Source organism: Pseudomonas taeanensis MS-3 (genome assembly GCF_000498575.2).
Taxonomy (GTDB): Bacteria; Pseudomonadota; Gammaproteobacteria; order Pseudomonadales; family Pseudomonadaceae; genus Aquipseudomonas; species Aquipseudomonas taeanensis.
Map to the genome: position 1 here is coordinate 24,561 of NZ_AWSQ01000003.1, position 22,192 is coordinate 46,752.

20 protein-coding genes are annotated in these 22,192 nt (G+C 62.1%); 5 read left to right on the forward strand and 15 right to left on the reverse strand.

The window, feature by feature from the left end:
- Positions 1-36: 36 nt before the first annotated feature.
- Positions 37-684, reverse strand: coding sequence for a hypothetical protein (locus TMS3_RS12680; RefSeq protein ID WP_025165650.1), 648 nt, complete (start codon positions 682-684; stop codon positions 37-39).
- Between the two features lie 99 nt (positions 685-783).
- On the opposite strand from TMS3_RS12680, the gene TMS3_RS12685 reads away from it, so the two are divergent.
- The gene (locus TMS3_RS12685) at positions 784-1,569 is read left to right on the forward strand and encodes a TSUP family transporter (RefSeq protein WP_025165651.1); all 786 of its coding nucleotides are present in this window, start codon (positions 784-786) and stop codon (positions 1,567-1,569) included.
- Here TMS3_RS12685 and nudC read toward each other — a convergent pair.
- The 4 genes from nudC to TMS3_RS12705 all read right to left on the reverse strand — a co-directional run bounded on the left by nudC (position 1,537) and on the right by TMS3_RS12705 (position 7,398).
- A complete protein-coding gene (nudC, locus tag TMS3_RS12690) occupies positions 1,537-2,367 on the reverse strand; it encodes an NAD(+) diphosphatase (RefSeq protein WP_025165652.1) in 831 nt (276 codons plus the stop codon). The two genes, TMS3_RS12685 and nudC, sit on opposite strands and share 33 nt — an antisense overlap.
- Positions 2,368-4,047 (reverse strand): hypothetical protein, encoded by a 1,680-nt coding sequence (locus TMS3_RS12695; protein ID WP_025165653.1) that lies wholly within the window; start codon positions 4,045-4,047, stop codon positions 2,368-2,370.
- 50 nt (positions 4,048-4,097) lie between these two features.
- Complete coding sequence (locus TMS3_RS12700) at positions 4,098-4,910, reverse strand: crotonase/enoyl-CoA hydratase family protein (RefSeq protein WP_025165654.1); 813 nt, start codon at positions 4,908-4,910, stop codon at positions 4,098-4,100.
- Between the two features lie 232 nt (positions 4,911-5,142).
- Positions 5,143-7,398, reverse strand: a complete 2,256-nt coding sequence (locus TMS3_RS12705; protein WP_025165655.1) for an Orn/Lys/Arg family decarboxylase — start codon at positions 7,396-7,398, stop codon at positions 5,143-5,145.
- A 252-nt stretch (positions 7,399-7,650) separates the two neighbouring features.
- Here TMS3_RS12705 and TMS3_RS12710 point away from each other — a divergent pair, with 252 nt between their 5' ends.
- Both TMS3_RS12710 and TMS3_RS12715 read left to right on the forward strand, forming a co-directional pair.
- Positions 7,651-8,748: a saccharopine dehydrogenase family protein gene (locus tag TMS3_RS12710; RefSeq protein ID WP_025165656.1), complete on the forward strand. Its 1,098-nt coding sequence runs from the start codon at positions 7,651-7,653 to the stop codon at positions 8,746-8,748.
- 143 nt (positions 8,749-8,891) lie between these two features.
- Entirely contained in the window at positions 8,892-10,574 is a 1,683-nt protein-coding gene (locus TMS3_RS12715; protein ID WP_025165657.1) for a thiamine pyrophosphate-binding protein, read from the forward strand.
- Between the two features lie 99 nt (positions 10,575-10,673).
- Here the strand turns inward: TMS3_RS12715 and TMS3_RS12720 are convergent, their stop codons facing one another.
- The 8 genes from TMS3_RS12720 to TMS3_RS12755 form a co-directional block, all read right to left on the reverse strand.
- Entirely contained in the window at positions 10,674-11,135 is a 462-nt protein-coding gene (locus TMS3_RS12720; RefSeq protein WP_025165658.1) for an Lrp/AsnC family transcriptional regulator, read from the reverse strand.
- A gap of 235 nt (positions 11,136-11,370) precedes the next feature.
- Entirely contained in the window at positions 11,371-12,060 is a 690-nt protein-coding gene (locus TMS3_RS12725) for an ABC transporter permease (protein WP_025165659.1), read from the reverse strand.
- Entirely contained in the window at positions 12,057-12,752 is a 696-nt protein-coding gene (locus TMS3_RS12730) for an ABC transporter permease (protein ID WP_025165660.1), read from the reverse strand. The genes TMS3_RS12725 and TMS3_RS12730 overlap by 4 nt, the downstream gene beginning before the upstream one ends.
- A 102-nt stretch (positions 12,753-12,854) precedes the next feature.
- Positions 12,855-13,607: an ABC transporter substrate-binding protein gene (locus TMS3_RS12735; RefSeq protein ID WP_025165661.1), complete on the reverse strand. Its 753-nt coding sequence runs from the start codon at positions 13,605-13,607 to the stop codon at positions 12,855-12,857.
- A 14-nt stretch (positions 13,608-13,621) separates the two neighbouring features.
- Positions 13,622-14,395, reverse strand: a complete 774-nt coding sequence (locus tag TMS3_RS12740) for an ABC transporter ATP-binding protein (RefSeq protein WP_025165662.1) — start codon at positions 14,393-14,395, stop codon at positions 13,622-13,624.
- 435 nt (positions 14,396-14,830) lie between these two features.
- Positions 14,831-15,256 carry a potassium channel family protein gene (locus TMS3_RS12745; protein WP_025165663.1) on the reverse strand — a complete coding sequence of 142 codons (426 nt, stop codon included), beginning with the start codon at positions 15,254-15,256 and terminating at the stop codon, positions 14,831-14,833.
- A gap of 280 nt (positions 15,257-15,536) precedes the next feature.
- Entirely contained in the window at positions 15,537-16,043 is a 507-nt protein-coding gene (locus TMS3_RS12750) for a DUF934 domain-containing protein (RefSeq protein ID WP_025165664.1), read from the reverse strand.
- Positions 16,040-17,710: a nitrite/sulfite reductase gene (locus TMS3_RS12755; protein WP_025165665.1), complete on the reverse strand. Its 1,671-nt coding sequence runs from the start codon at positions 17,708-17,710 to the stop codon at positions 16,040-16,042. Before TMS3_RS12755 ends, TMS3_RS12750 begins: the two co-directional genes overlap by 4 nt.
- A gap of 319 nt (positions 17,711-18,029) precedes the next feature.
- On the opposite strand from TMS3_RS12755, the gene ccoG reads away from it, so the two are divergent.
- Both ccoG and mapR read left to right on the forward strand, forming a co-directional pair.
- A complete protein-coding gene (gene ccoG, locus TMS3_RS12760) occupies positions 18,030-19,445 on the forward strand; it encodes a cytochrome c oxidase accessory protein CcoG (protein WP_025165666.1) in 1,416 nt (471 codons plus the stop codon).
- 73 nt (positions 19,446-19,518) lie between these two features.
- Positions 19,519-20,928 carry a GntR family transcriptional regulator MpaR gene (gene mapR / locus TMS3_RS12765; protein WP_025165667.1) on the forward strand — a complete coding sequence of 470 codons (1,410 nt, stop codon included), beginning with the start codon at positions 19,519-19,521 and terminating at the stop codon, positions 20,926-20,928.
- 93 nt (positions 20,929-21,021) lie between these two features.
- Here the strand turns inward: mapR and TMS3_RS12770 are convergent, their stop codons facing one another.
- Positions 21,022-21,576: a VOC family protein gene (locus tag TMS3_RS12770; protein ID WP_025165668.1), complete on the reverse strand. Its 555-nt coding sequence runs from the start codon at positions 21,574-21,576 to the stop codon at positions 21,022-21,024.
- A 34-nt stretch (positions 21,577-21,610) separates the two neighbouring features.
- Positions 21,611-22,066, reverse strand: coding sequence for a hypothetical protein (locus TMS3_RS12775; protein WP_025165669.1), 456 nt, complete (start codon positions 22,064-22,066; stop codon positions 21,611-21,613).
- Positions 22,067-22,192 lie beyond the last annotated feature (126 nt).

The window sequence follows — 22,192 nt, forward strand, 5'->3', positions numbered from 1 at the left end:
TATCGCAGCACAGATAACGTCGCGATCTTGAGCATGCTACTGCCAATCCTGCAGGGCTTGCTCGGCTGCCTGATTCATCGGCAGGGCCAACAGGCCGGTTGATGTCAGACTGACGCTGTACACCGCCGCATCGGCAATTGGCAAATAGGTGATTCGTTGCGCCTGAGGCTCGAACATAAACAGGTCGTGTTGGCCCAAGCGTAGCCAACGCCATATATCTATGCCATATGGGCTCTTCGCCAACTTGACCGGGCCATGCTGAGCTTGTGCCTGTTGCTCGATGGCCAGAAACCGACCCGAAAGCTGTTCCAGGCGATAGCCAGGCTGTAAGCCAATCAAGGCTGCCAGCCCTTTCCACTGCAACAAGCGCACATCCAGCTGCCACAGATCGCCTTCTACGGTGACGCTACGTTCGTGGCCATCCTCCACCAGACTGACCTGATAGCGCGGACCATTGGCTTTGAAACTCAGCGTCACCAATGGTTTGTCTTGCGGCAACGGCTCATAGCTATACAGATCGTAAGCGATCAGCCCCACCAACCCCGCCAGCAGCAGAAAAGCCAGACCGCAGGTGCCGCGCAACCAGCCGAGAAACCAGTGGCTGTTGAACAGGATGCGCGTCGCTACCAACGCTGCCAGCACTGCCAACAATGCCGTGACCCAGGCCAGACCGTCATACTGCATTGACTCAATTCCTTCTGCGTGAAAATGCCGGCATTATGCGCAGCTACCTCGCCCGCGAACAGCAAGACCGCCGCAGAACCTGACACAGGACGTCTTTTTATGCTTTTCCCCTTCGAGCTGGCCGTTGACCCGACAACCCTGGCGATTCTCGCCCTGGTTGCCTTTGTCGCCGGTTTTATCGACGCCATTGCCGGTGGCGGTGGGCTACTGACCATTCCAGCTCTGCTGACCGCTGGCCTGCCCCCCCACTTAGTGCTGGGCACCAATAAACTCTGCGCCACCTTTGGCTCGGCAACAGCCAGCTACGCCTTTTATCGGCGGAAATTGTTCGAACCGGCGCAATGGCGTAATGCTTTGCTCGGCACAGCGCTCGGCGCCCTGCTCGGTGCGGTGCTGGCCCAATGGTTGCCGGCCGCCTGGCTGAATCAGATGTTACCCGCAGTGGTATTTGCCTGTGGCCTCTATCTGCTGTTCGGCCGTACACCGGCGGCCCCGCTCGACAGCGATGCGCCTATTGCGCAGCGCCGGCAGTGGCCGCAAGGTCTCGGGCTAGGCTTTTATGATGGGGTTGCCGGGCCAGGCACTGGCGCATTCTGGACAGTCAGCAGCCTACTGCTTTACCCACTGGATCTGGTGCGCGCCAGCGGCGTAGCCCGCACGATGAACTTTGTCAGCAATGCCTGCGCCCTGACGGTGTTTATCGTCAGCGGGCAGGTGGCGTGGTTGCTGGGTATCTGCATGGGCATGACCCTGATGCTCGGGGCCTATCTCGGTGCGCATACGGCGATCAAAGGCGGTGCAAAATTCATCCGCCCGGTGTTCATCTTGGTGGTGCTGGCCCTGACCGCGCGACTAGCCTGGCAGCACTGGTTCGGCATGGCCTAAGCGGCGCGCCACATACAGGTCAATCAGGTAGCGAGCGATGGAGCGCGAGGCCGGCAGAGGTGGCAACTGATGCACGTCGAACCAGCGCGCATCTTCGATCTCATCGGCCTGCATGACGATCTCGCCAGCCGCGTATTCGGCATGAAAACCAAGCATCAGCGAGTGTGGAAACGGCCAGCCTTGGCTGCCAAGATACTGCAGGTTCTTCACCTCGACCCCCACCTCCTCACGCACCTCGCGGGTGACGCACTGCTCGACCGACTCGCCCGCCTCGACGAAACCAGCCAGGGTGCTGTAGACCCCGCTGACGAAACGCGGTGAACGCGCCAACAGAATCTCATCACCACGAGTGATCAGCACGATCATGCTTGGCGACAGACGCGGGTAATGGTGCAGCTCGCAGTGCGGGCAATGCATGGCCCGCTCACCGGCGAAATGCTGCATCGGGCCGCCACAACTGCCACAGAAGCGATGTTGACTCGCCCAGGTGCCAATCTGCGTGGCATAGCTGAGCAACTGAAAGGTGTCGCCATCACCTTGCAACATGAAGTGACGCAGGCTTTGCCAGAAACAGCCGGGTATCTCGACCGGCTGTGCCAACTCCAGCAGGTAAACCGCATCGCCATCAAAATGACCGATGCCATGCTCGGCCAGAATCGGCAATTCCTGCTTCTTCAACCACTCACGGGGAAACAGCAGGCCATTGCTGTCTGCCAGAAAATGCTGCTTGCAATGCGCAAGCACCCAACCACCCGACTGCTGAGTGTCGAGTATGCCGGGCTGCCAACGCAGGGCCATTTAAGCCGCCACCTGCATGCCAAGGGCGCACACACTTTCCGCGGCCAGGTCGAGCACGCTCGGCTGGGTTTCCGGGCGGAGTACGGCGCCAGCCTCCAGGTAATATTCGAGACTACTCAGTGCGTCGGCGAGAGTTTCCAGCATCTGTTCGGAAGGCATTTGCGGCGCTTCGAGCATTTGCTTCTGGATGTACTCAGCACAAGCGCCTACCAGCAAGGCCGCACGTTCTTGACCGAGAAACCATAGCCCTCCGCGTACGGCCTGCAGGCTGAACGGCACATTGGCCAGATGCATCCGGTCGCCACTGGCTTCCAGATAACCGGTGATCGCTCGTTTAGCCAGCGCCAGGCCGGCCTGGGCTTCATCGACCACGACGATGCGCGCCTCATTGAGCTGATGTTGTGCGAAGGATTGCGCCTCATGTCCTGGCTGCGCCTGGCTTGGACGATGCTCACGGCGCTCGCCACTCTCCAGGCTGGCGACCATGCCTTCGACATACAGTACTGCATCAGCCAGCTTGTGCAATTCCTGCTGCTGCGGCGCCGCGCTTTCACTCCAACCGGCGACGGTTTGCAATTGCGCACTCAGCGAATTGCCAGCCGAACTCAAGCCGACCATCCCCAGGGTTTTGCTCAGCTTGCCGAGTACTGCATGCAGGTTGCCGAGGTTATCCGCCTGCAGCGTGCCGCGCTCGATCAGGTCGAGCATGTCTTTGACGCTCGCCAGCTCTTCGCGAATCGCCGAACTCAGCGAGCGCATGACGCCCTGACCTGGACCCGTCAGGCGCTGATATTCGTCTTCCAGCATATGATCGGTGAACGGCAGTGCTGTCAGACCAAAGACCTCCCGCACCGGCATGACCAGAGCACCCCGGCTGTCACTCAGGGCCACAAGGTAGAGCAACTCCTTGAGCAAACTACGCGGCGCTTCGTATTGATCGTTGCCGAGCATTTGTTTGAGTTCGCGGTCGATACGCGAGAACAGTTGCTTACGCGGCTTACGCGCCAACAACTGGCCGTCGACCTGCGCCTGCATGGCCGCCGCGGCGATCCAGAACAGCCGGCCACAGGGTGCATTGGCGTAGAGACTGTCCAACCGAGCCATCGCCCGGCCCATCAATTTCAAGCTGGCTTGGGGGTTTTGCTCGCGGATAAATCCGAGCAGCCCGACCTGATACATCTGCCGCAACCGCCGCCCTTCGGTTGCCCTGGCTGCCGCATCCAGAGAGGCTGGGGTCGAGCGCGGCCGCGGCTGATCCAGGCGCACACTGAAGAAGAAGCTTTCCGGCAGCAATGCCTGGCCACCGGCTTGGCGCAAGTTATTGATCGCCGGCAGCAGCAACTCGGGCATTTCCTGGCGGTGGGCGTCGACGCTTTCCAGATAACGGCGCAGCACATGCAGCGCGTTGCTCAGCGCCGAGAGCTGTACATCGCGTTCCTCGCCAGCCCCGGTGGGAATATCCGTGGCCTGGTCGAGGACTTCCTGAGCCAGCAACTCGGCGCCGGTCAGTTCGATCAAGTTGAGCGTACCGCGTACCTGCTGCAGACTTTCCACCGCCTGCTGCAGCAGACTGCCGTTATGCCGATCGGCAATGAACTGTTCGAGGCTCGACTCAGCCTCCTCCATGGTGGTGAACAGCTCGTTGCGCACCAAACTTAGGGACTGGACACCAGAAACCATGAGCTAGTGCGCCTCCCGCGCGGCTAAAAAGGACAGTTGCAGGTACTGCATCAGTCAGCGAACTCCGGCTTTTGCTTGCTCATATGGGCGGTCATGGCCACTCGCAGGTCGGCCGATTGCAGCATCGCGGCGTTCCAGGTGGCGATGTACTCGAGGCCATCGTCCACCCGGTGGTCGCGCATATAACGAATCATTTCCTTGGTGCCGCGTACGGCAATCGGCGATTTCGCCGCGATTTCACGGGCAATTTCCATCACCCCGTCGAGCAGCGCCGAAGCGTCGGCATAGGTTCTATTGACCAGGCCAATGCTACGCGCTTCCTCTCCACCGATAGTACGCCCGGTGAAGGCCAGCTCGCGCATCATGCCATCGCCAATGATCCGCGGCAGACGCTGCAAGGTGCCGACATCGGCCGCCATGCCGATGTCGATTTCCTTGATCGAAAACTGCGCGTCAGCGGTCGAATAACGCATGTCACAGGCCGAGATCAGGTCGATGGCGCCGCCCAGGCAATAGCCCTGGATCGCCGCCAATACCGGTTTGCGGCAGTTGTCGACGGCATTGAAGGAGGCTTGCAGCTCGAGAATCTTGCGCCGCAAGGCTTCCGCATTGCGGCCGACATCCTTGCCCAGTTGACTGCCGACCTGGGCCAGCATCATCAGGTCGATCCCGGAAGAAAAATGCTTGCCGGCCCCGGAGAGCACCACCACCCGCACCTCATCGGTGGCGTCAACCCAGCGGAAGATCTCGATGATCTCCGTCCAGAAATCGGCATTCATGGCGTTGACCTTCTCCGGGCGATTGATCAGCACATGGGCGATCTTATCCGCCACTTCGACACGAAAGGCTTTGTAGTCGGACATGGCAGTCATCCTCAGCAAATGGCGCGAACGCGCAGGGAAATAGGCTTATGTATAAAGCCGCGCAACTATAACAAGTGGGGGATAAATGTCGATGCTGGGCACTGTGACGTAGAACACGTCACCGGCCTTGCACGCCGGCTTGGCTCACCCGGTTGCCTACCCGGCCTGACTACGGGGTACCGGATCTGCGCGCTGATCCCGCCGACGCGATGTGCAACCGCCAAGCCGGGTTTTAGGGCTTGATGCAATCGACGGTGTAATCGCCGCCCTCGGACGCCTCCTGGCACTGCAAACCATGCACGTCGGCGTCGAAGCCAGGGAAGCGGCTATCGAAGGTGCGGGCGAACTTCAGGTAATCGATGATCGAACGAGTTTCCGGGGTAAACCGCTCACCCGGCATGATCAGCGGAATACCGGGCGGATAAGGCACCAGCATCACGGCGGCGATGCGCCCCTCAAGCTGCTCGATCGACACCGCTTCAACCTCGCTGCGCACCAATTGGTTGTAGGCGTCAGCCGGCTTCATGGCGACCTCAGGCAACGTCGTATACATGCGTTTGAGCGCCTTGGCCGTGGCGTTATCGCGGTAGCAGGCATGCAGCTCGGCACACAGATCGCGCAAGCCCATGCCGTGGTAACGCGCGCCGCCGGCGTTGGCAATGGAAGGCAGGGCATCGGCGAGCGGCACATTGGCGTCGTAGTGCCGTTTGAACTCCAACAGCTCCGTCAGCAGCGTGCTCCACTTACCCTTGGTAATGCCCATGGAGAACAACACCAGGAATGAATACAGCCCGGTCTTCTCCACCACCAGGCCGCGCTCCCAGAGAAACTTGCCGACCACCGCAGCCGGAATCCCGTGCTGGTCAAGTGCACCGCCTGCGGTCAGGCCCGGAGTAACCAGGGTGACCTTGATCGGGTCGAGCAGCACGTAATCCTCGGCCACTTCGCCGAAACCATGCCAGTCGGCTTGCGGTTGCAGCAGCCAGTCCTGGGTCGCCACGTCATCGGCGCCCTCGGCCTGCGGCGGTTGCCAGATGCTGAACCACCAGTCATCGGCATTGAGGTTCTTGCGCAGGTTGGCCAGGGCGCGGCGAAAGCTCAGTGCTTCGTCGAAGGTTTCCTGGATCAGCGAACGCCCCGCCGGGCCTTCCATCATCGCCGACGCCACGTCCAGCGAGGCGATGATGCCGTACTGCGGAGAGGTGGAGATGTGCATCATGAAGGCTTCGTTGAAGCGGTCGCGATCCAGCTGGCGGGCGCCACCATCCTGCACGTGAATCATCGAGGCCTGACTGAAAGCCGCGAGCAGTTTATGGGTGGAATGGGTGCTGAACACCAGCGGGCCATTGTCCTCACGCGAGGTGCCCATGCCATAGCGCCCGGCGTAGAACTCATGGAAGGCCGCGTAGGCGTACCAGGCCTCGTCGAAATGCAGGACTTCGACGCTGTCACCTAAAGTCTGTTTGATCAGCTCGGCGTTGTAGCACAGGCCGTCGTAGGTCGAGTTGGTCACCACGGCCAGCTTGACCTTGGCCGCGCGGCCCTTGGCCAGTGGGCTGGCATCGATCTTGGCCTGGATCGATTCGCGGCTGAACTCGCTGAGCGGAATCGGCCCGATGATGCCCAGCTCGTTGCGCGCCGGACACAGGTATAGCGGAATGGCGCCGGTGATGATGATCGAATGGAGGATCGACTTGTGGCAGTTACGGTCGACCAGCACCAGATCGTCGCGCCCGACCATGCTGTGCCAGACGATCTTGTTGGCAGTCGAGGTGCCGTTGATCACGAAGAAGCTGTGATCGGCGCCGAAGTTACGCGCGGCGCGGGCTTCGGCCTCGGCCAGCGGACCAGTGTGATCGAGCAGCGAGCCCAGTTCCGGTACCGATACCGACAGGTCGGAGCGCAGGGTGTTCTCGCCGAAGAACTGGTGAAACGCCTGCCCCACCGGACTCTTGCGATAGGCCACGCCGCCACCATGGCCAGGGGTGTGCCAGGAGTAGTTGGACTGTGCGGTGTGCTGCACCAGCGCTTTGAAAAACGGCGGCAGCAGACCATCCAGATAATTGCGCGCGGCCCGCGCCACCTGGCGGGCGAGGAACGGCACGGTGTCCTCGAACAGGTAAAGAATGCCGCGCAACTGGTTGAGATCGGCCATGGCATCGGCCGGTGCGTTCTCGATGGTCACCTGCTCACCGAGGGCGAAGATCGGCAACTGCGGCGCCCGTACCCGGGCGATGCGGATCAGCTCGACCATGTCCTGCAACAAGTGCTTGTTCTCCCCCGCACCCTCGGCGGCCACCAGAATGCAGGCCAGGCCATGGTGGGTCGAGGCGACGATGCGGCCCTCGGCGGAACTGGCGCTGGAGAGGATGTTAAAACCGTCCTGCTCCAGCTCTTGGGCGATGGCGCGCACCCGATCACCGGCCACGGTGTCAGCCTTGATGTCACGGTGCACGATAAGGATCGGGAACTTGAGGTCTTTATACATTGTGGCGTCCTGAGGCTGCGGAGTCTGCTGCGCTTACCCCTCAGGTTAGAAGCTCCCCAGCAGGTCGTTACAGGAAAAGCGGCCCCCCTACCCTGACGCACTCAGCGCCGCGGGCAAGATATCGACTAAACGACTCACAAACTCGTCATAACGACTAATTTTTTCATCTTATTGATGGTTTATGAGGCTTATTGTCAAACCAACTGCTCTTTAGACTGGCCCCAACTGAAACGCAACCTGGAGATAACAACAATGAACGTCCTCCTGCTCGGCGCGGGCCATATCGGTTACACCATTGCTCAACTGCTGCACAACACCGGTGACTACCAGGTACTGGTGGCGGATCGTGACCTTAATTCACTGAAGGCGATTGCCGACCTGGGCATCGCCACCCGCGAAGTCGATTCGGCCGACAGCGCGGCGCTGGAAGCGGCCATGCACGGCCAGGATGCGGTGCTCAACGCCCTGCCGTACCACATGGCCATCGGCGTGGCCAAGGCCGCCAAGGCGACCGCCACCCACTACTTCGACCTGACCGAAGACGTGCACGCGACCAAGACCATCCGCGACCTGGCTGAAGGCTCAAGCACCGCCTTTATGCCGCAGTGTGGCCTGGCTCCGGGCTTTATCGGCATCGCCGCACATTCCCTGGCGCGCCATTTCGACAGCGTGCGCGAGGTGAAGATGCGCGTCGGCGCCCTGCCCGAGTTCCCCACCAACGCGCTCAAATACAACCTGACCTGGAGCGTCGACGGCCTGGTCAATGAGTACTGCCACCCCTGCGAAGCCATCCGCAACGGCAAGCTGCAGATGGTTCAGCCGCTCGAAGGCCTGGAGCACTTCTCCCTGGACGGCGTCGAGTACGAGGCATTCAACACCTCCGGCGGCCTGGGCACCCTGTGCGAAACCCTGGAAGGCAAGGTCGAAGTACTGGACTACAAGACCGTGCGCTACCCGGGCCACCGCGACCTGATGAAGTTCCTTCTGGAGGACCTGCGCCTGGCCGGCCACCAGGACAAACTCAAGGACATCCTGCGCGGCGCCGTGCCGAGCACCATGCAGGACGTGGTGCTGGTGTTCGTTACCGTCAACGGCATGAAGGACGGCAAGCTGGTGCAGCAGGTGTTCAGCCGCAAGATCTTTGCTGCCGAGCAGAACGGCCGCCTGACCAGTGCAATCCAGATCACCACCGCTGCCGGCATCTGCGCCGCACTGGATCTGTTCCGCGCACAACGTCTGCCACAGTCCGGCTTCATCAGCCAGGAGCAGGTTTCCCTCGAAGACTTCCTGGCCAACCGCTTCGGCCGGGCCTACGAAGAGCACCAAGCACTGACCCAGGAAGCGGCCTAAGCCCTCCTCCGTCGCTCCCGGCTATCAGCGGCTCGCCCGCTGCTGGTCGGGGGCCGACACCTTCCCGAATTCCGGCTGTCGCCGACTGTGGCGCCCCCTCCTACACTTAAGCGCCATGCCCAGCCTCGCTTTAGGAGTTGATCGTGGATAACCCCAAACGTACCCGCAGCGGCGGACAGACTCTGGTCGATGCCCTGCGCATCAATGGCGTCGAACGCGCCTTCTGTGTGCCGGGTGAAAGTTACCTGGCGGTACTCGACGCACTGCACGACAGGCGCGACGAGATCGAGCTGGTGGTCTGCCGTCAGGAAGGCGGCGCCGCCTATATGGCCGAAGCCTACGGCAAGCTGACCGGCAAACCGGGCATCTGCTTCGTCACCCGTGGCCCCGGCGCGACCAACGCCTCGGTCGGCGTGCATACCGCCTACCAGGACTCCACGCCGATGATCCTGTTCATCGGCCAGGTCGCCCGCGACCAGATGGAGCGCGAAGCCTTTCAGGAAGTCGACTACCGGCAGATGTTCGGCCCGCTGGCCAAGTGGGTGGTGCAGGTGGACGACGCCCGGCGTCTGCCCGAACTGCTCAGCCAGGCCTTCCACCGCGCCATGAACGGCCGCCCGGGGCCCGTGGTGGTGGCCTTGCCTGAAGACATGCTGACCGATCTGGTCGAGGTGGCCGATGCCGGCCCCAGTCGCCGAATCGAAGCGAGCCCAGCGGCCAGCGACCTGCAGGCCATGCACGACATGCTGGCACAGGCCCAGCGACCCTTGATGATCCTCGGTGGCGGTGGCTGGTGCGCCGAGGCGGTGGCGGATATCCGGCGTTTCGCCGAGCAACAACAACTGCCCGTGGCGGCGTCTTTCCGTTGCCAGGACCTGTTCGACAACCAGCACCCGAATTACGCCGGCGACCTGGGTCTGGCGGCAGGCGCCAAGCTGGCGCAGGCGATGCGCGATGCCGATCTGTTGCTGGTGGTCGGCGCCCGCCTGGGCGAGATCACCAGCGGCGGCTACAGCCTGCTGGATATCCCGGTGCCCAAACAGAAACTGCTGCACGTGCATGCCGGTATCGAAGAGCTCGGCCGGGTCTACCAAGCGACGCTGGCGATCAACAGCGGCATGGCCACCTTCGCCGCTCAGGCCGCCGCCTTAGAGGCAATCGACAATCCGCCGTATGCCGAGTGGACGCAGACCCTGCACGCGCATTACCTGGGCAACCTGGACTGCCCGCCCTGCCCCGGCCCGGTGCAATTGGCCGAGATCATGGCCTGGCTGCGCCAACGCCTGCCGGCCGACGCCATTCTCAGCAACGGCGCCGGCAACTACGCGGTCTGGGTGCAGCGTTTCTACCAATATCGCAGCTTCCGCACGCAGTTGGGCCCGACCAATGGCTCGATGGGCTACGGCGTGCCCGCCGGCATCGCCGCCAAGCTCAGCGCGCCGCAACGCATGGTGGTGGCCTTCGCCGGCGATGGCTGCTTCCTGATGAATGGCCAGGAACTGGCGACGGCCATGCAGTATGACGCCCGGGTGATTTTCATCGTGGTCAACAACGGCATGTTCGGCACCATCCGCATGCACCAGGAACGCCACTACCCTGGCAGGGTCTCGGGCACCACGCTGCACAACCCGGACTTCGCCGCCCTGGCCCGAGCTTATGGGCTGCACGGCGAGGTGGTCGCCAGCACCGGCGAATTCGCCCCGGCCTTCGAGCGCGCCGCACAGTGCGGTAAAGCGGCGTTGATCGAGGTGCGGATCGACCCGGAGGCCCTGACCCCACGGCAGAGCCTGAGTCAGATCCGCGAGCAGGCCATGGCGCAACGCTGAGACCGGCTAAGCACGGCGCCGCCCCGCCGCCAGCGGGTATCGGCGCTTAGTGCTTTGCGCGACTGACGCCGACGTTGGTCTGGAAGAGTACGACAAACCTTAGAGTTTCTGCCCGCGGTCCAGCTTGCACGACAGGATGATCGAGGTGGTGGTCTTCTCCACCCCGTCGACTTCGCCGATCTCGTCGAGCAATTGATCGAGTCGTTCCGGCGAGTCCGCGCGCAACCAGGCGACGAAATCGAACTCACCGCTCACGGTACACAGCTGCTGCACTTCGGCCATGCTGGTCAGGCGTCGCAGCACTTCCTTGCCGGAGCGCGGCTGCAAGGTGATGCCGACGTAGGCTTGCAGACCGCCATCCAGCACGCGCTGCCCCAGGCGCAGACCATAGCCATTGATGACCTTGTTCTTCTCCAGCCGGGCGATCCGCGAGATCACCGTGGTGCGGGCGATGCCGAGTTTGCGCGCCAACATGGCCACGCTCTCGCGAGCATTGAGCTGCAGCGCGGCGATCAACTGCCGGTCGATATCGTCCAGGCGCGGGGCGTTCAAATCTGCCATTCGGGCATACCTACAAGATCGGGATTAAGTTCATCAAGCGGAGCTGCCAGCGCGCCAATTCAGCCGCTCTAGCGCAGCGAATCGCTACTCAGACGGGATACACCTTGGCGAGAGCACTGTGCCGCCGCTCAACATCTCGGCGCTGGAGTCTGCGCAAGTCACCGGGATTGGTAAAGGCATAGGCGCATTCCATGCGCCAAGCGCTTGCCCTCGTGCAGGCCGAGGGCACGTCGGTTCAGCGACCCTGGCAGGCATCCACCCGCAGGCGCCGCTCCAGCTGCCTGAAGCCTTGCACCAGGACGTAGGCGGCCACCAGGTAGAACACCCCGGCGGCGAAGAAGATCTCCACCGGCTGGTAGGTGCGGGCGATGATGGTGCGCGACATGCCGGTCAGTTCCAGCAGGGTGATGGTGCTGGCCAGCGCGCTGGCCTTGAGCATCAGGATCACCTCGTTGCTGTAGGCCGGCAGACCGATACGCGCCGCCCGCGGCAGGATGATGTAGAGCAACGCCTGCCAGCGTGACATGCCAAGGGCACGCGCCGCTTCGATCTCGCCCGGCGGAATCGCCTGAATCGCGCCACGCAGAATCTCGGCGATATAGGCAGCGGTGTGCAGGGTCAGGGTGACGATGGCGCACCAGTAGGCATCACGCAGGAAGGGCCACAGCGGGCCTTCACGTACCGCCTCGAACTGCGCCAGGCCGTAGTACACCAGAAACAGCTGCACCAGCAGCGGCGTGCCGCGAAAGAAGAAAATGTAGCCGTAGGGCAGCGCGCGCACGTACCAGTGCCTGGATGAGCGGGCAATGCCCAGCGGGATGGCCAGGATCAGCCCGGCGATCACCGCGATGCCGACCAGCTCCAGGGTCAGCCAGGCGCCTTCGGCGATGCGCGGCAGCCATTTGATAATCAACTCCCAGTTCATGCGACGGCCCTCACGAAACCACGGCCGGCGCGCTTCTCAAGGACGTACAGGCCACACATGGCGACGATGGTCAGGCTCAAGTAGATGAACGCGGCCACCAGATAGAAGGTGAACGGCTCCTTGCTCGAGGTCACCGCGATCTGCGAACGGCGCATGATTTCCTCCAGACCGATCACCGAGATCAGCGCCGTGTCCTTCATCAGGATCATGAACAGGTTGCCCAGTCCTGGCAGGGCGATACGCCACATCTGCGGCAGGATCAGGCGCCAAAGGATTCTCGGCTTGGACATTCCCAGCGCCTGACCGGCTTCGCGATGGCCCTTGGGGATGGCCAGGATGGCGCCGCGAAACACCTCGGTGGCGTAGGCGCCGAAACACAGGCCAAGGGCGATGGTGCCGGCGGCGAAAGCGCTGAGCTCCAGTTCCGGATAGCCAATCCACTCGCCCAGGCTGCGCAGCAGGCTGACCGTGCCAAAGTAAATCAACAGCACCCAGAGCAACTCGGGCACGCCGCGCACCAGCGTGGAATAGCCGCCGCCCAGCCATTGCAGCGGTTTGTAGGGCGAGGTTTTAGCCAGGGCGCCGAGCAGCCCGAGAATCAGGCCCAGAGACAGGGCCGACAGCGCCAGCTTGATGGTCATCAGGGCGCCGGCGGCTAACGCCGGGCCGAATCCGTAGAGATCGAGAGTCATAGTTCGAACCACCGCAAGGGCTGGCGCGAACCCTGCGGCCGCTGTGGTCAGTTCAACCAACTAACCGCACGGGCCACCTGGGCACCACGCCAGCGGGGACGATCAATAGATGCTGAAGGGAAAGTACTTGTCGTTGATCTGCTTGTAGGTGCCGTCGGCAACCACTGCCTTGAGTGCGATATTCAGCTTGTCGCGCAGCGGATCGTCCTTGCGCACGGCGATGCCGATCTTGTCGTTGTCGAACACCGGTTCGCCCTTGAACTCGAAGGGTTTGCCGGCGTCGCTCTTCAGCCACTCCCAATTGACGAAGGTGTCGGCCAGCACGCCATCGAGGCGCCCCGAAGTCAGGTCGAGGTAGGCGTTTTCCTGGGTGTCGTAGAGTTTGATATCGACCACACCGTCCAGGTTATCTTCCAGCCAGGTGCCGGCGATGGTCGCGCGCTGGGCGCCGATCACCTTGCCTTTCAGGCTGGCCTTGTCGGTCTTGAAATCGCCGCCCTTGGGCGCGATGAATTGCAGTTTGTTGGTGTAGTACGGCGCGGTGAAGTCGACCGCCTGCTGACGCTCTTCGGTGATCGACATCGAGGCCACCAGGAAGTCGAACTTCTTGGCATTCAGGGCCGGGATGATGCCGTCCCAGTCGGACGTCACCACCTCGCACTCGGCATGCATCTTGGCACACAGGGCCTGGGCGATTTCCACGTCGAAACCGCCGACCTGACCATCAGCGGCGATCAGATTGAACGGCGGGTAAGCGCCTTCGGTGCCGATCTTCAACTTGTCGGCGGCGGCCACGCTGCTGGCCAAGACCAGGGTGGCGGCGGTGGTCAGCAAGATTTTCTTGTAGTTGTACATGCGATGACGCTCCGTTAGTGATTACTGGACATGAATTGCTTGCAACGCGCCGACAGCGGGTTATCGAACACCTGCTGCGGCGTGCCCTGTTCTTCCACCAGGCCCTGGTGGAGAAACACCACCTCGCTGGAGACCTGCCGGGCAAAATTCATCTCGTGGGTGACCAGCAGCATGGTGCGACCCTCCTCGGCCAGCGCGCGGATTACGCTGAGCACCTCCTGGACCATCTCCGGGTCGAGCGCCGAGGTCGGCTCGTCGAACAGAATCACCTTGGGCTCCATGCACAGGGTGCGGGCGATGGCCGCGCGCTGCTGCTGGCCGCCGGACAGCTGGTTGGGGTAGACATGACGCTTGTCGGCGATGCCGACTTTGGCCAACAGCGCCTCGGCCCGCTCGGTGGCCTCGGCCTTGCTCAGACCGAGCACCCGGCGTGGCGCCTCGGTGATGTTGTCGAGCACGCTCATGTGCGGCCACAGGTTGAAACTCTGGAAGACGAAACCGATCTCGCTGCGCAGGCGATTGATCTGCTTGTTGTTGGCCGCATGCAACTCACCGGTCTGACTTGGCTTCAGCTTGAACGCTTCGCCATTGACGATGATCTGACCCCGGTGTGGGTTTTCCAGCAGGTTGATGCAACGCAGGAAGGTAGATTTACCGGAGCCGGAAGAGCCGAGGATGGAGATCACATCGCCATCGCGAGCCGTCAGGGAAATGCCCTTGAGCACCTCATGCTCGCCATAGCGCTTGTGCAGGTCGCGAATTTCCAACGCGGGCGGGGAGCCTGTCATACGAGTACCTCTTATTATTCTTTTTTGCGTTGCAAATACTGGCTGTATGCAACGCTCTGCGCCTAACAGTGATGCGTCATTAGCGGTCTGGATTGCGTCAGCCTGACGGGCGCAACCCCAGCAAAAACAAGACTTTTAGCGAAGCCTGAAGCCGAAGCCGGGTAACGATGAAAGCAAGGAACAGACCTTGCCTCAAACGAAAAGAAAGACTCGGATCATTCCAAAATCTACGAATCGCACTAGCAATCCCCCACTTGGGGTGACCGCTTTGGAGCACGTTTAGCCTGAGTATCGGAGCGCTCTATAGGGGAGTTTACGATGGCGGCGCTGTGCAGCAGAGCTACTCGCCGATCGACCTGCCGTGCGCCGCAAAACCGATGCTTGGTTTCGGCGCAAACTTGCCGGTTGCCCAGCAGGCGACGTTGAAAGTTTCGGCTATTTCCTGTTCCAGAACCGTTGCATCTCGACGAATAGAAATGAAGCAGTCCAGGTAATGAGCACCAGGCCTGTGAGTGCTTCGATGCCGGTCAAGTAACGCAGAGTGCCGACCGGCTGAATGTCACCGAAGCCCAAGGTGGTAAAGGTGGTGAACGAGAAATAGACGCAGTCGGCCAGGCTGCCATCGAAACTGCCCTGCAACTGTCCCCAACCGCCGACGCCATTCAAGAAGTAGTAGGCGAAGGCAAAGATCCACACCTCAAGCGCATGGGCCGTCAGCGCGCCACAGACGCCAAGCACGATTCTGAAGCGGTGCCTGACTTTCATCTTCGGCAGCAGTTGCGTCAGCCGAAACAAAAATTCGTAGTGAACAATTACGGTAAGCACCACGACGAAGCTGTTAACCAGGACTGCCGCTATCACGGTCTAACCTGCTGGCGAGTAAGTTGATGGCGAGTATGACAAGTTTTAAGCGGATGACGCTTGAGCAACCGGCGTCTGAACATACAGCCCTTGCCGCTCACCGAACCAAACAACGCCTGTTGGGCACTCACAAGGCCTCAGCCAACTCGTCAGCAGCCACACAACGGCGCGCTCACCCTGACAGGGTGCGCCGCCTCGGAACATGGGGAATGAGCGCGGGCTTTAGGGCGCGACTGTCACACTGACACCCGGGCATGATCCACACTCGCAGCCCTAAGCATCAACCACGTCTGCGGAATAAGGGCCGCGGTTCCAGTACTGAAGGACCGTACAGCACACTGATGCCGGCCAGCCCCTTGAGCGCATCCTCGAGCGACTTGTCTTGGCGTACCGCGAACGCATCAAAACCACATCGGCGCATATGACTGAGTTGATCACGCAGTACATCGCCGACCGCGCGCAACTCGCCTCGCCAGCCCAGGCGGGTGCGCAACAGATAGGCCTGACTGTAGGCCCGACCGTCGCGCAAACTGGGAAACTCCAGGGCGATCAACGGCAGGACGCCCAGCCAGGGCGTCAGGCTCTCTGGCTCATCGTCAGGCGCCAGGCAAACAGCCAAGTGACTACTAGTCTCTGCGCCAGCCACCGCCTGCCGCTCCCGCCATTGCGCCAGCGGCAGGATCAGCGGCCCGCCCGGCAAATCGGCCTCATGACCGGAAATCAGCGTCCAGGGATCGTCGTGGATGATCCGGGCTTGGCCGTCGATCAGTTTGATCAGGTTGTTCATGCCGACTCCTGCAGCGTGCGATACACCCGTTCCTTGAACGGTTCGAGACCGATGCGCTGCACCGTCTCGACAAACCCTTCCTCGCTTTCGCGGTAGTCACTGAAGGTCTGCACCAGGTGCTCGATCACATCCGGGACCTGCGCCGCGCTGAACGCAGGGCCGATGACCTTGCCCAGCGCACTGGCCTTGCCCTGCGCGCCGCCAATGGTCACCTGGTACCACTCGCTGCCGTTCTTATCGACTCCCAGGATGCCGATGTTGCCGATATGGTGGTGGCCGCAGGCATTCATGCAGCCGGAGATGTTCAGGCTGATGTCGCCGAGCTCATGCAGCCGATCGAGGTCCGCGAAGCGCTGCTGGATCGACTGCGCAATGGGGATGGACTTGGCATTGGCCAGCGAACAGTAGTCACCGCCCGGGCAGGCGATCACATCGGTCAGCAGACCGACATTGGCCGTTGCCAACCCTACGTCCTGCGCCCTCTTCCAGACCGCGTACAGGTCGGCTTTGCGTATGTCGGGGAGCACCAGGTTCTGCTCATGGGCGATGCGAATCTCGCCAAAGCCGAAGGTATCGGCGAGGTCGGCAACCACCTCCATCTGGCTCGACGTCACATCCCCCGGCGGCGCGCTGATGCCCGGTTTGGTCGAGAGCACGACCGAGGCATAGCCCGGCACCTTGTGCGGTTGTACATTGCGCGACACCCAGCGGGCGAACTGTGCATCCTGCGACAGCTCCGTGCCGTACTGCAGATCGGTATCGGCCAGCTGCTCGTAGCTGGGCGGAATGAACGCAGTAGCCACACGCCTATACTCGTCCTCGGTCAATTCGGCGGGGCCCTCCTTGATCTGCGCCCACTCCGCCTCGACCTCGCGGGCGAATGCCTCGATTCCCAAGGCCTTGACCAGAATTTTGATCCGCGCCTTGTACTTGTTGTCACGCCGCCCGTGACGGTTGTACACCCGCAGAACAGCCTCGACGTAAGACAGCAGGTGGCGCCAGGGCAGCGCCTGGCGAATCTGCTGGCCAAGGATCGGCGTGCGCCCAAGACCGCCACCCACCATCACACGCAGCAGCATCTCGCCGGTCTCATCGCGATACAGATACAGGCCGATATCGTGCATGGCGATCGCGGCCCGGTCCTGTTCGGCCGAGCACAACGCGATCTTGAACTTGCGTGGTAAATAGAGGAACTCCGGGTTGATCGTCGACCACTGACGGAGAATTTCCGCCAGGGGCCGCGGGTCCATCAGCTCGTCGGCCGCGACCCCGGCGAACGCCTCGGTGGTGATGTTGCGCACGCAGTTCCCCGAGGTCTGGATGGCATGCATCTCGACGGCGGCGAGCTGCTCGAGGATATCCGCCACCTGCTCCAGCGCGATCCAGTTGAACTGGATGTTCTGCCGGGTGGTGAAGTGCCCATAGTCACGGTCGTGATGGCGAGCGATATGCGCCAAGGTGCGCATCTGCCGGGACGCCAGGGTTCCGTAAGGAATGGCCACGCGCAGCATGTAGGCATGCTTCTGCAGGTACAGGCCGTTCTGCAGGCGCAGCGGCAGGAACTCTTCCTCGCTCAGCTCGCCGCTGATGCGCCGCTCAATCTGATCGCGAAACTGCGCAACGCGCTCGCGTACCAGGGCATGGTCATAGTCGTCGTAGTGGTACATGCGGTCTGCCTCATCGAGCCTGACTACCGGCGTGTGCACGCTCGACCGATGAGAACACGCTGGCATAAAGAGCAGTGACTATGGGTCCGCAGCGCCAGTCGAAACAGCCTCAGATAAAGCTAAAAAAACCAGATCAGCAGCGCCGCCTCGGTATTTCCAAAGTGCGCCTGAGGGATAAGCCAAGCCGTTGAAAGTCCTACTGCCTGCACAGCTTAAAAACCATCTGATCCGCTTTTTATTTGAAAATCTGAGTCTGTTATCAGTACAGCGAAGTGCCGATCATTCGCCCCGCCGGATAAAGCCAGATGGGGCGCATAGCATGACCGAACGTATTCCCGCCACGATCGTCGAAACGATCAACCCGCGTAGTCCTCTGCGCCTTACGCCCGCTCAAGCAGGCGGCGCCATCCATACCCGTAGCTTCACTGGGCTGTTCCGCAACCTGCGCCTGTATGGTGCAGGCTGTCTGTTTCTGCTGTTCTTCGGTACAGCCTGGCTGAACTGGGGCGAGCGCCAGGCAGTGCTGTGGGATCTGGCCGGGCGCAAGTTCTACATCTTCGGCGCGACCTTCTGGCCGCAGGACTTCATTCTGCTCTCGGCGATACTGATCATCGCCGCCTTCGGTCTGTTCTTCATTACCGTGTTTGCCGGCCGCGTCTGGTGCGGCTACAGCTGCCCACAAAGCGTGTGGACCTGGGTGTTCATGTGGGTGGAGAAACACACCGAGGGCGAACGCCACCAACGCATCAAGCTGGATGCGGCGCCCTGGTCAGCCAACAAGCTGCTGCGTCGCGGCGCCAAACATGGCCTGTGGCTGGCCGTGAGCCTGGCCACTGCGCTGGCCTTCGTTGGCTACTTCACCCCGGTGCGCGCACTGGTCAGCGACCTGCTGCACTTCGCCCTCGACCCGAGCACCACGTTCTGGCTGCTGTTCTTCACCGCCGCCACCTACCTGAATGCCGGCTGGTTGCGCGAGAGTGTCTGCCTGCACATGTGCCCCTACTCACGTTTCCAGAGCGTGATGTTTGATCAGGACACCCTGCTGGTGTCCTACGACAGCGCCCGCGGCGAGAGCCGTGGTCCGCGCAAGAAAGACACTGCCTACCAGGCCGAAGGGCTGGGCGACTGCATCGACTGCACCCTCTGTGTGCAGGTCTGCCCCACCGGCATCGATATCCGCGACGGCCTGCAACTGGACTGCATCAGTTGCGGCGCCTGTATCGATGCCTGTGACAGCGTGATGGACAAGATGGGCTACGCACGCGGCCTGGTGCGCTACAGCTCCGAACGCGCCATGGCCGGCGGCAACACCCACTGGCTACGCCCGCAACTGGTCAGCTACGCGGTCGCGCTCGTGGCGATGATCGGCGCCTTCGCCTGGGCACTGGACACACGCCCGCTGGTGTCACTGGACGTGACCAAGGATCGCGGCCTGTACCGTGAGAACGACGCCGGACAGATCGAGAACATCTACACCCTGAAGGTCATCAACAAGACCCAGCAGCCGCGCCGCTATGCCCTGTCGCTGCTCGAGCCCGGCGATTTCGAGCTGCAGGGCAGCCGTGAACTGCAGCTGGCACCCGGTGAGATCATCGACCTGCCGGTGAGTGTGGCGCTGACCGCCCCGCGCGCCGCCAGCTCGTCGCAGGTGCTGCGTTTCCAGGTGGCCGAGCGCGACAATCCGCAGATGCGCGTGAGCACCGAGAGCACCTTCGTCTCACCGCTGAATCGTTGAGCACGCGCACATGAGCGCCACGCGCCCTGTAGAGTATCGTGCTCTGCCTTCAGCATGGGTGAGCCAGGACAAGATGAAGCGCTACGAGAAGTTTGCCGATGAGATCGCCCAGCTGATTCGCACCGGCGTGCTGGCGCCGGGGGAGAAGGTGCCGTCGGTTCGGCATGCCAGCCGCACCTATGGGATCAGCCCTTCGACGGTATTCCAGGCCTATTACCTGCTGGAGAGTCGCGGGCTGATCGTGGCCCGGGCACGTTCGGGCTACTTCGTCCGCGCCCATGCCCAACGCCCGCTGCATGAGCCGGAAATCAGCGCGCGCCAGGCGCAGACTAGTGACGTCGACGTCAGCGAACTGGTGTTCTCCGTACTCGGCTCACTCAAGGACCCGGACACCGTGCCCTTCGGCTCGGCCTTCCCCAGCCCGGACCTGTTCCCCCTCGCACGACTCGCCCGCAGCATGTCGCAGAGCGTGCGCGATATGCCGCCGCAGGCGGTGATCGCCGACATGACCGAAGGCAACCCCGACCTACGCCGGCAGATCGCCCTGCGCTACATGATCAGCGGGGTGATGCTGCCGCAGGAGGAGCTGGTGATCACCAACGGCGCCATGGAGGCACTCAACCTCTGCCTGCAGTGTGTCACCGCGCCGGGCGATCTGGTTGCCATCGAGGCACCGGCGTTCTATGCCACCCTGCAGGTACTGGAGCGGTTGAAGCTCAAGGCGGTGGAAATCCCGGTGCACCCGCGCGAAGGGATCGACCTGGACAGCCTCACAGCCAGCCTGGAGCAGTTGCCGATCAAGGCCTGCTGGTTCATGAGCAGCCTGCAGAACCCGCTGGGCGCCAGCATGGGCGAGGACAAGAAGCGCGCCCTCTACGATCTATTGCAGCGCCATCAGGTGCCCCTGATCGAGGACGATGTCTACGCCGAGCTGTACTTCGGCACGCAACCACCGAAGTCGGTGAAAAGCTTCGATCGCGACGGCCTGGTGATGCACTGCGGCTCGTTCTCCAAATGCCTGGCGCCGGGCTACCGGGTCGGCTGGGTAGCCGGCGGGCGCTTCGCAACCGCCATCCACCGGCTCAAGCTGATGACCACCATCTCGCCCTCGGTGCCGGCCCAGGCGGCCATCGCCGACTACCTCCAGCATGGCGGCTTCGACCGCCACCTGCGCAAATTGCGCCATGCCCTAGAGGCGCAGCAAGGCTCGATGCTGGCCTCGGCAGCCCGGCACTTCCCGGTCGAGACCCGGGTCACCCACCCTGACGGCGGCTATTTCCTCTGGTTCGAATTTCCCCAGCAGGTCGATTCCCTGCAGTTGTTCCGGCTCGCCCTGGCCCAGGGCATCAGCCTGGCGCCGGGGCCTATTTTTTCCGCAACCCGGCGCTTCAGCAACTGCGCCCGCCTCAACTACGGCCACCCCTGGGATGCCCAGAGCGAGCAGGCGATGGCGCTGCTCGGACGCATTCTGGATTCCTTCTGATCGGTAACCACGGAGAGGCTGTTACGGGTTAACGGCCGCGCGAGTCTGCGCAGCAACCTTGCCAACGGTTGTGCCCACTCGCTTGCCAGCGCGTCAGTCTGCACCTAGCGAGGTGATATGGGCCTGGTGCCACTGCTCGGCCGACCTGAAACCCGGTAACCGACGAATTTTATCTTCCGTAAAGGCATGCAAGGCCTGGTCGCTGAGCTGCAGGTCGATGGGAAACTTACAGGGCTGATCCACATGCCAAGGCGTAGCGGTAAAGATTTCCAGGCGGTTGTTCTCAGGGTCGCGAAAGTAAATAGACCAGGTCGTACCGTGCGACACGCTGTCCACCGGGATGCCTGCGCCCGGCACTAAAGCCGAATGAAACAGGCGAACATCGGCCAGGGTCGTGACGCGGAAGGAGATGTGATCAAGCGGGCTCTCCTCTGTCTGGCGCGAGGCGCGCGGGTTCAGCACCAACTGGTGGTGTTCCTTGGCACTTCGGCTCAGGAACACCATGCCGCCCGCGCCCTCCCCGCGATCCGTGACAACGAAGCCGAGGCAACCGGTGTAAAACGCCTCCATCCGCTGCACATCGCGCACATAGAGTTCGAAATGACTCAGGGCCAGGTCGGGGAATACGAGGGGATGATCTGTCGTCATGTAGACTGCTCTGTCGTTGAATTGCTTAGGACTGCTAACGTCGATGAGCGGGCAGCAAATCGTCCAGTGACTCGCCCTGCAGGCGCATGGCCACCCGACACACACTCACGCCAGGCGTCGCCTGCGACTCCAGGACCACGAACTGACCGCCGGCGTGACGCAACACCTCACGGTCATATTCCATCATTCGGTAACAGGCCTGCACGTCGCCACTCCCACGGAGCGGACAGTGAGTGTGGATTTGCGCGATGACCGTATCGCTTGAAGTGCTTTCGATGGGCACCTGCTTCTTGGCCGGAAATGAACGCTGCCACAAAGGTCCCAACTCGGCGACCGTCTGCGCCCGGCCGATCGCTTTGGCGCGCACGGTAAGGCGCGCGAGCGAACGGGTGAGCAGGTTCGAAACGGCGGCGAGCCAAGGTCGCCGCGCGAAGAAGGCCAGCAGCCCCAACATCGCCTGCATGAAGCGCCGGATAAACCATTTGCTCATGACCCACCTCTCAGATGACGAGGCCAGAGCGCGCAATCACATGCGCCTCGGGCAACAGCGTTATTGCGTGTCTGAGCCAGCACACCAACCGCTCAGACCACCTCAGCAAGCAGTGCAATACGCTAC

What these genes read in the sequence shown, in the direction of transcription:
- TMS3_RS12680 (WP_025165650.1), bottom strand. Translation starts at nt 684, where the DNA reads ATGCAGTATGACGGTCTGGCCTGGGTCACGGCATTGTTGGCAGTGCTG.
- TMS3_RS12685 (WP_025165651.1), top strand. Translation starts at nt 784, where the DNA reads ATGCTTTTCCCCTTCGAGCTGGCCGTTGACCCGACAACCCTGGCGATT.
- nudC (WP_025165652.1), bottom strand. Translation starts at nt 2,367, where the DNA reads ATGGCCCTGCGTTGGCAGCCCGGCATACTCGACACTCAGCAGTCGGGT.
- TMS3_RS12695 (WP_025165653.1), bottom strand. Translation starts at nt 4,047, where the DNA reads ATGGTTTCTGGTGTCCAGTCCCTAAGTTTGGTGCGCAACGAGCTGTTC.
- TMS3_RS12700 (WP_025165654.1), bottom strand. Translation starts at nt 4,910, where the DNA reads ATGTCCGACTACAAAGCCTTTCGTGTCGAAGTGGCGGATAAGATCGCC.
- TMS3_RS12705 (WP_025165655.1), bottom strand. Translation starts at nt 7,398, where the DNA reads ATGTATAAAGACCTCAAGTTCCCGATCCTTATCGTGCACCGTGACATC.
- TMS3_RS12710 (WP_025165656.1), top strand. Translation starts at nt 7,651, where the DNA reads ATGAACGTCCTCCTGCTCGGCGCGGGCCATATCGGTTACACCATTGCT.
- TMS3_RS12720 (WP_025165658.1), bottom strand. Translation starts at nt 11,135, where the DNA reads ATGGCAGATTTGAACGCCCCGCGCCTGGACGATATCGACCGGCAGTTG.
- TMS3_RS12725 (WP_025165659.1), bottom strand. Translation starts at nt 12,060, where the DNA reads ATGAACTGGGAGTTGATTATCAAATGGCTGCCGCGCATCGCCGAAGGC.
- TMS3_RS12730 (WP_025165660.1), bottom strand. Translation starts at nt 12,752, where the DNA reads ATGACTCTCGATCTCTACGGATTCGGCCCGGCGTTAGCCGCCGGCGCC.
- TMS3_RS12735 (WP_025165661.1), bottom strand. Translation starts at nt 13,607, where the DNA reads ATGTACAACTACAAGAAAATCTTGCTGACCACCGCCGCCACCCTGGTC.
- TMS3_RS12740 (WP_025165662.1), bottom strand. Translation starts at nt 14,395, where the DNA reads ATGACAGGCTCCCCGCCCGCGTTGGAAATTCGCGACCTGCACAAGCGC.
- TMS3_RS12750 (WP_025165664.1), bottom strand. Translation starts at nt 16,043, where the DNA reads ATGAACAACCTGATCAAACTGATCGACGGCCAAGCCCGGATCATCCAC.
- TMS3_RS12755 (WP_025165665.1), bottom strand. Translation starts at nt 17,710, where the DNA reads ATGTACCACTACGACGACTATGACCATGCCCTGGTACGCGAGCGCGTT.
- ccoG (WP_025165666.1), top strand. Translation starts at nt 18,030, where the DNA reads ATGACCGAACGTATTCCCGCCACGATCGTCGAAACGATCAACCCGCGT.
- mapR (WP_025165667.1), top strand. Translation starts at nt 19,519, where the DNA reads ATGAAGCGCTACGAGAAGTTTGCCGATGAGATCGCCCAGCTGATTCGC.
- TMS3_RS12770 (WP_025165668.1), bottom strand. Translation starts at nt 21,576, where the DNA reads ATGACGACAGATCATCCCCTCGTATTCCCCGACCTGGCCCTGAGTCAT.
- TMS3_RS12775 (WP_025165669.1), bottom strand. Translation starts at nt 22,066, where the DNA reads ATGAGCAAATGGTTTATCCGGCGCTTCATGCAGGCGATGTTGGGGCTG.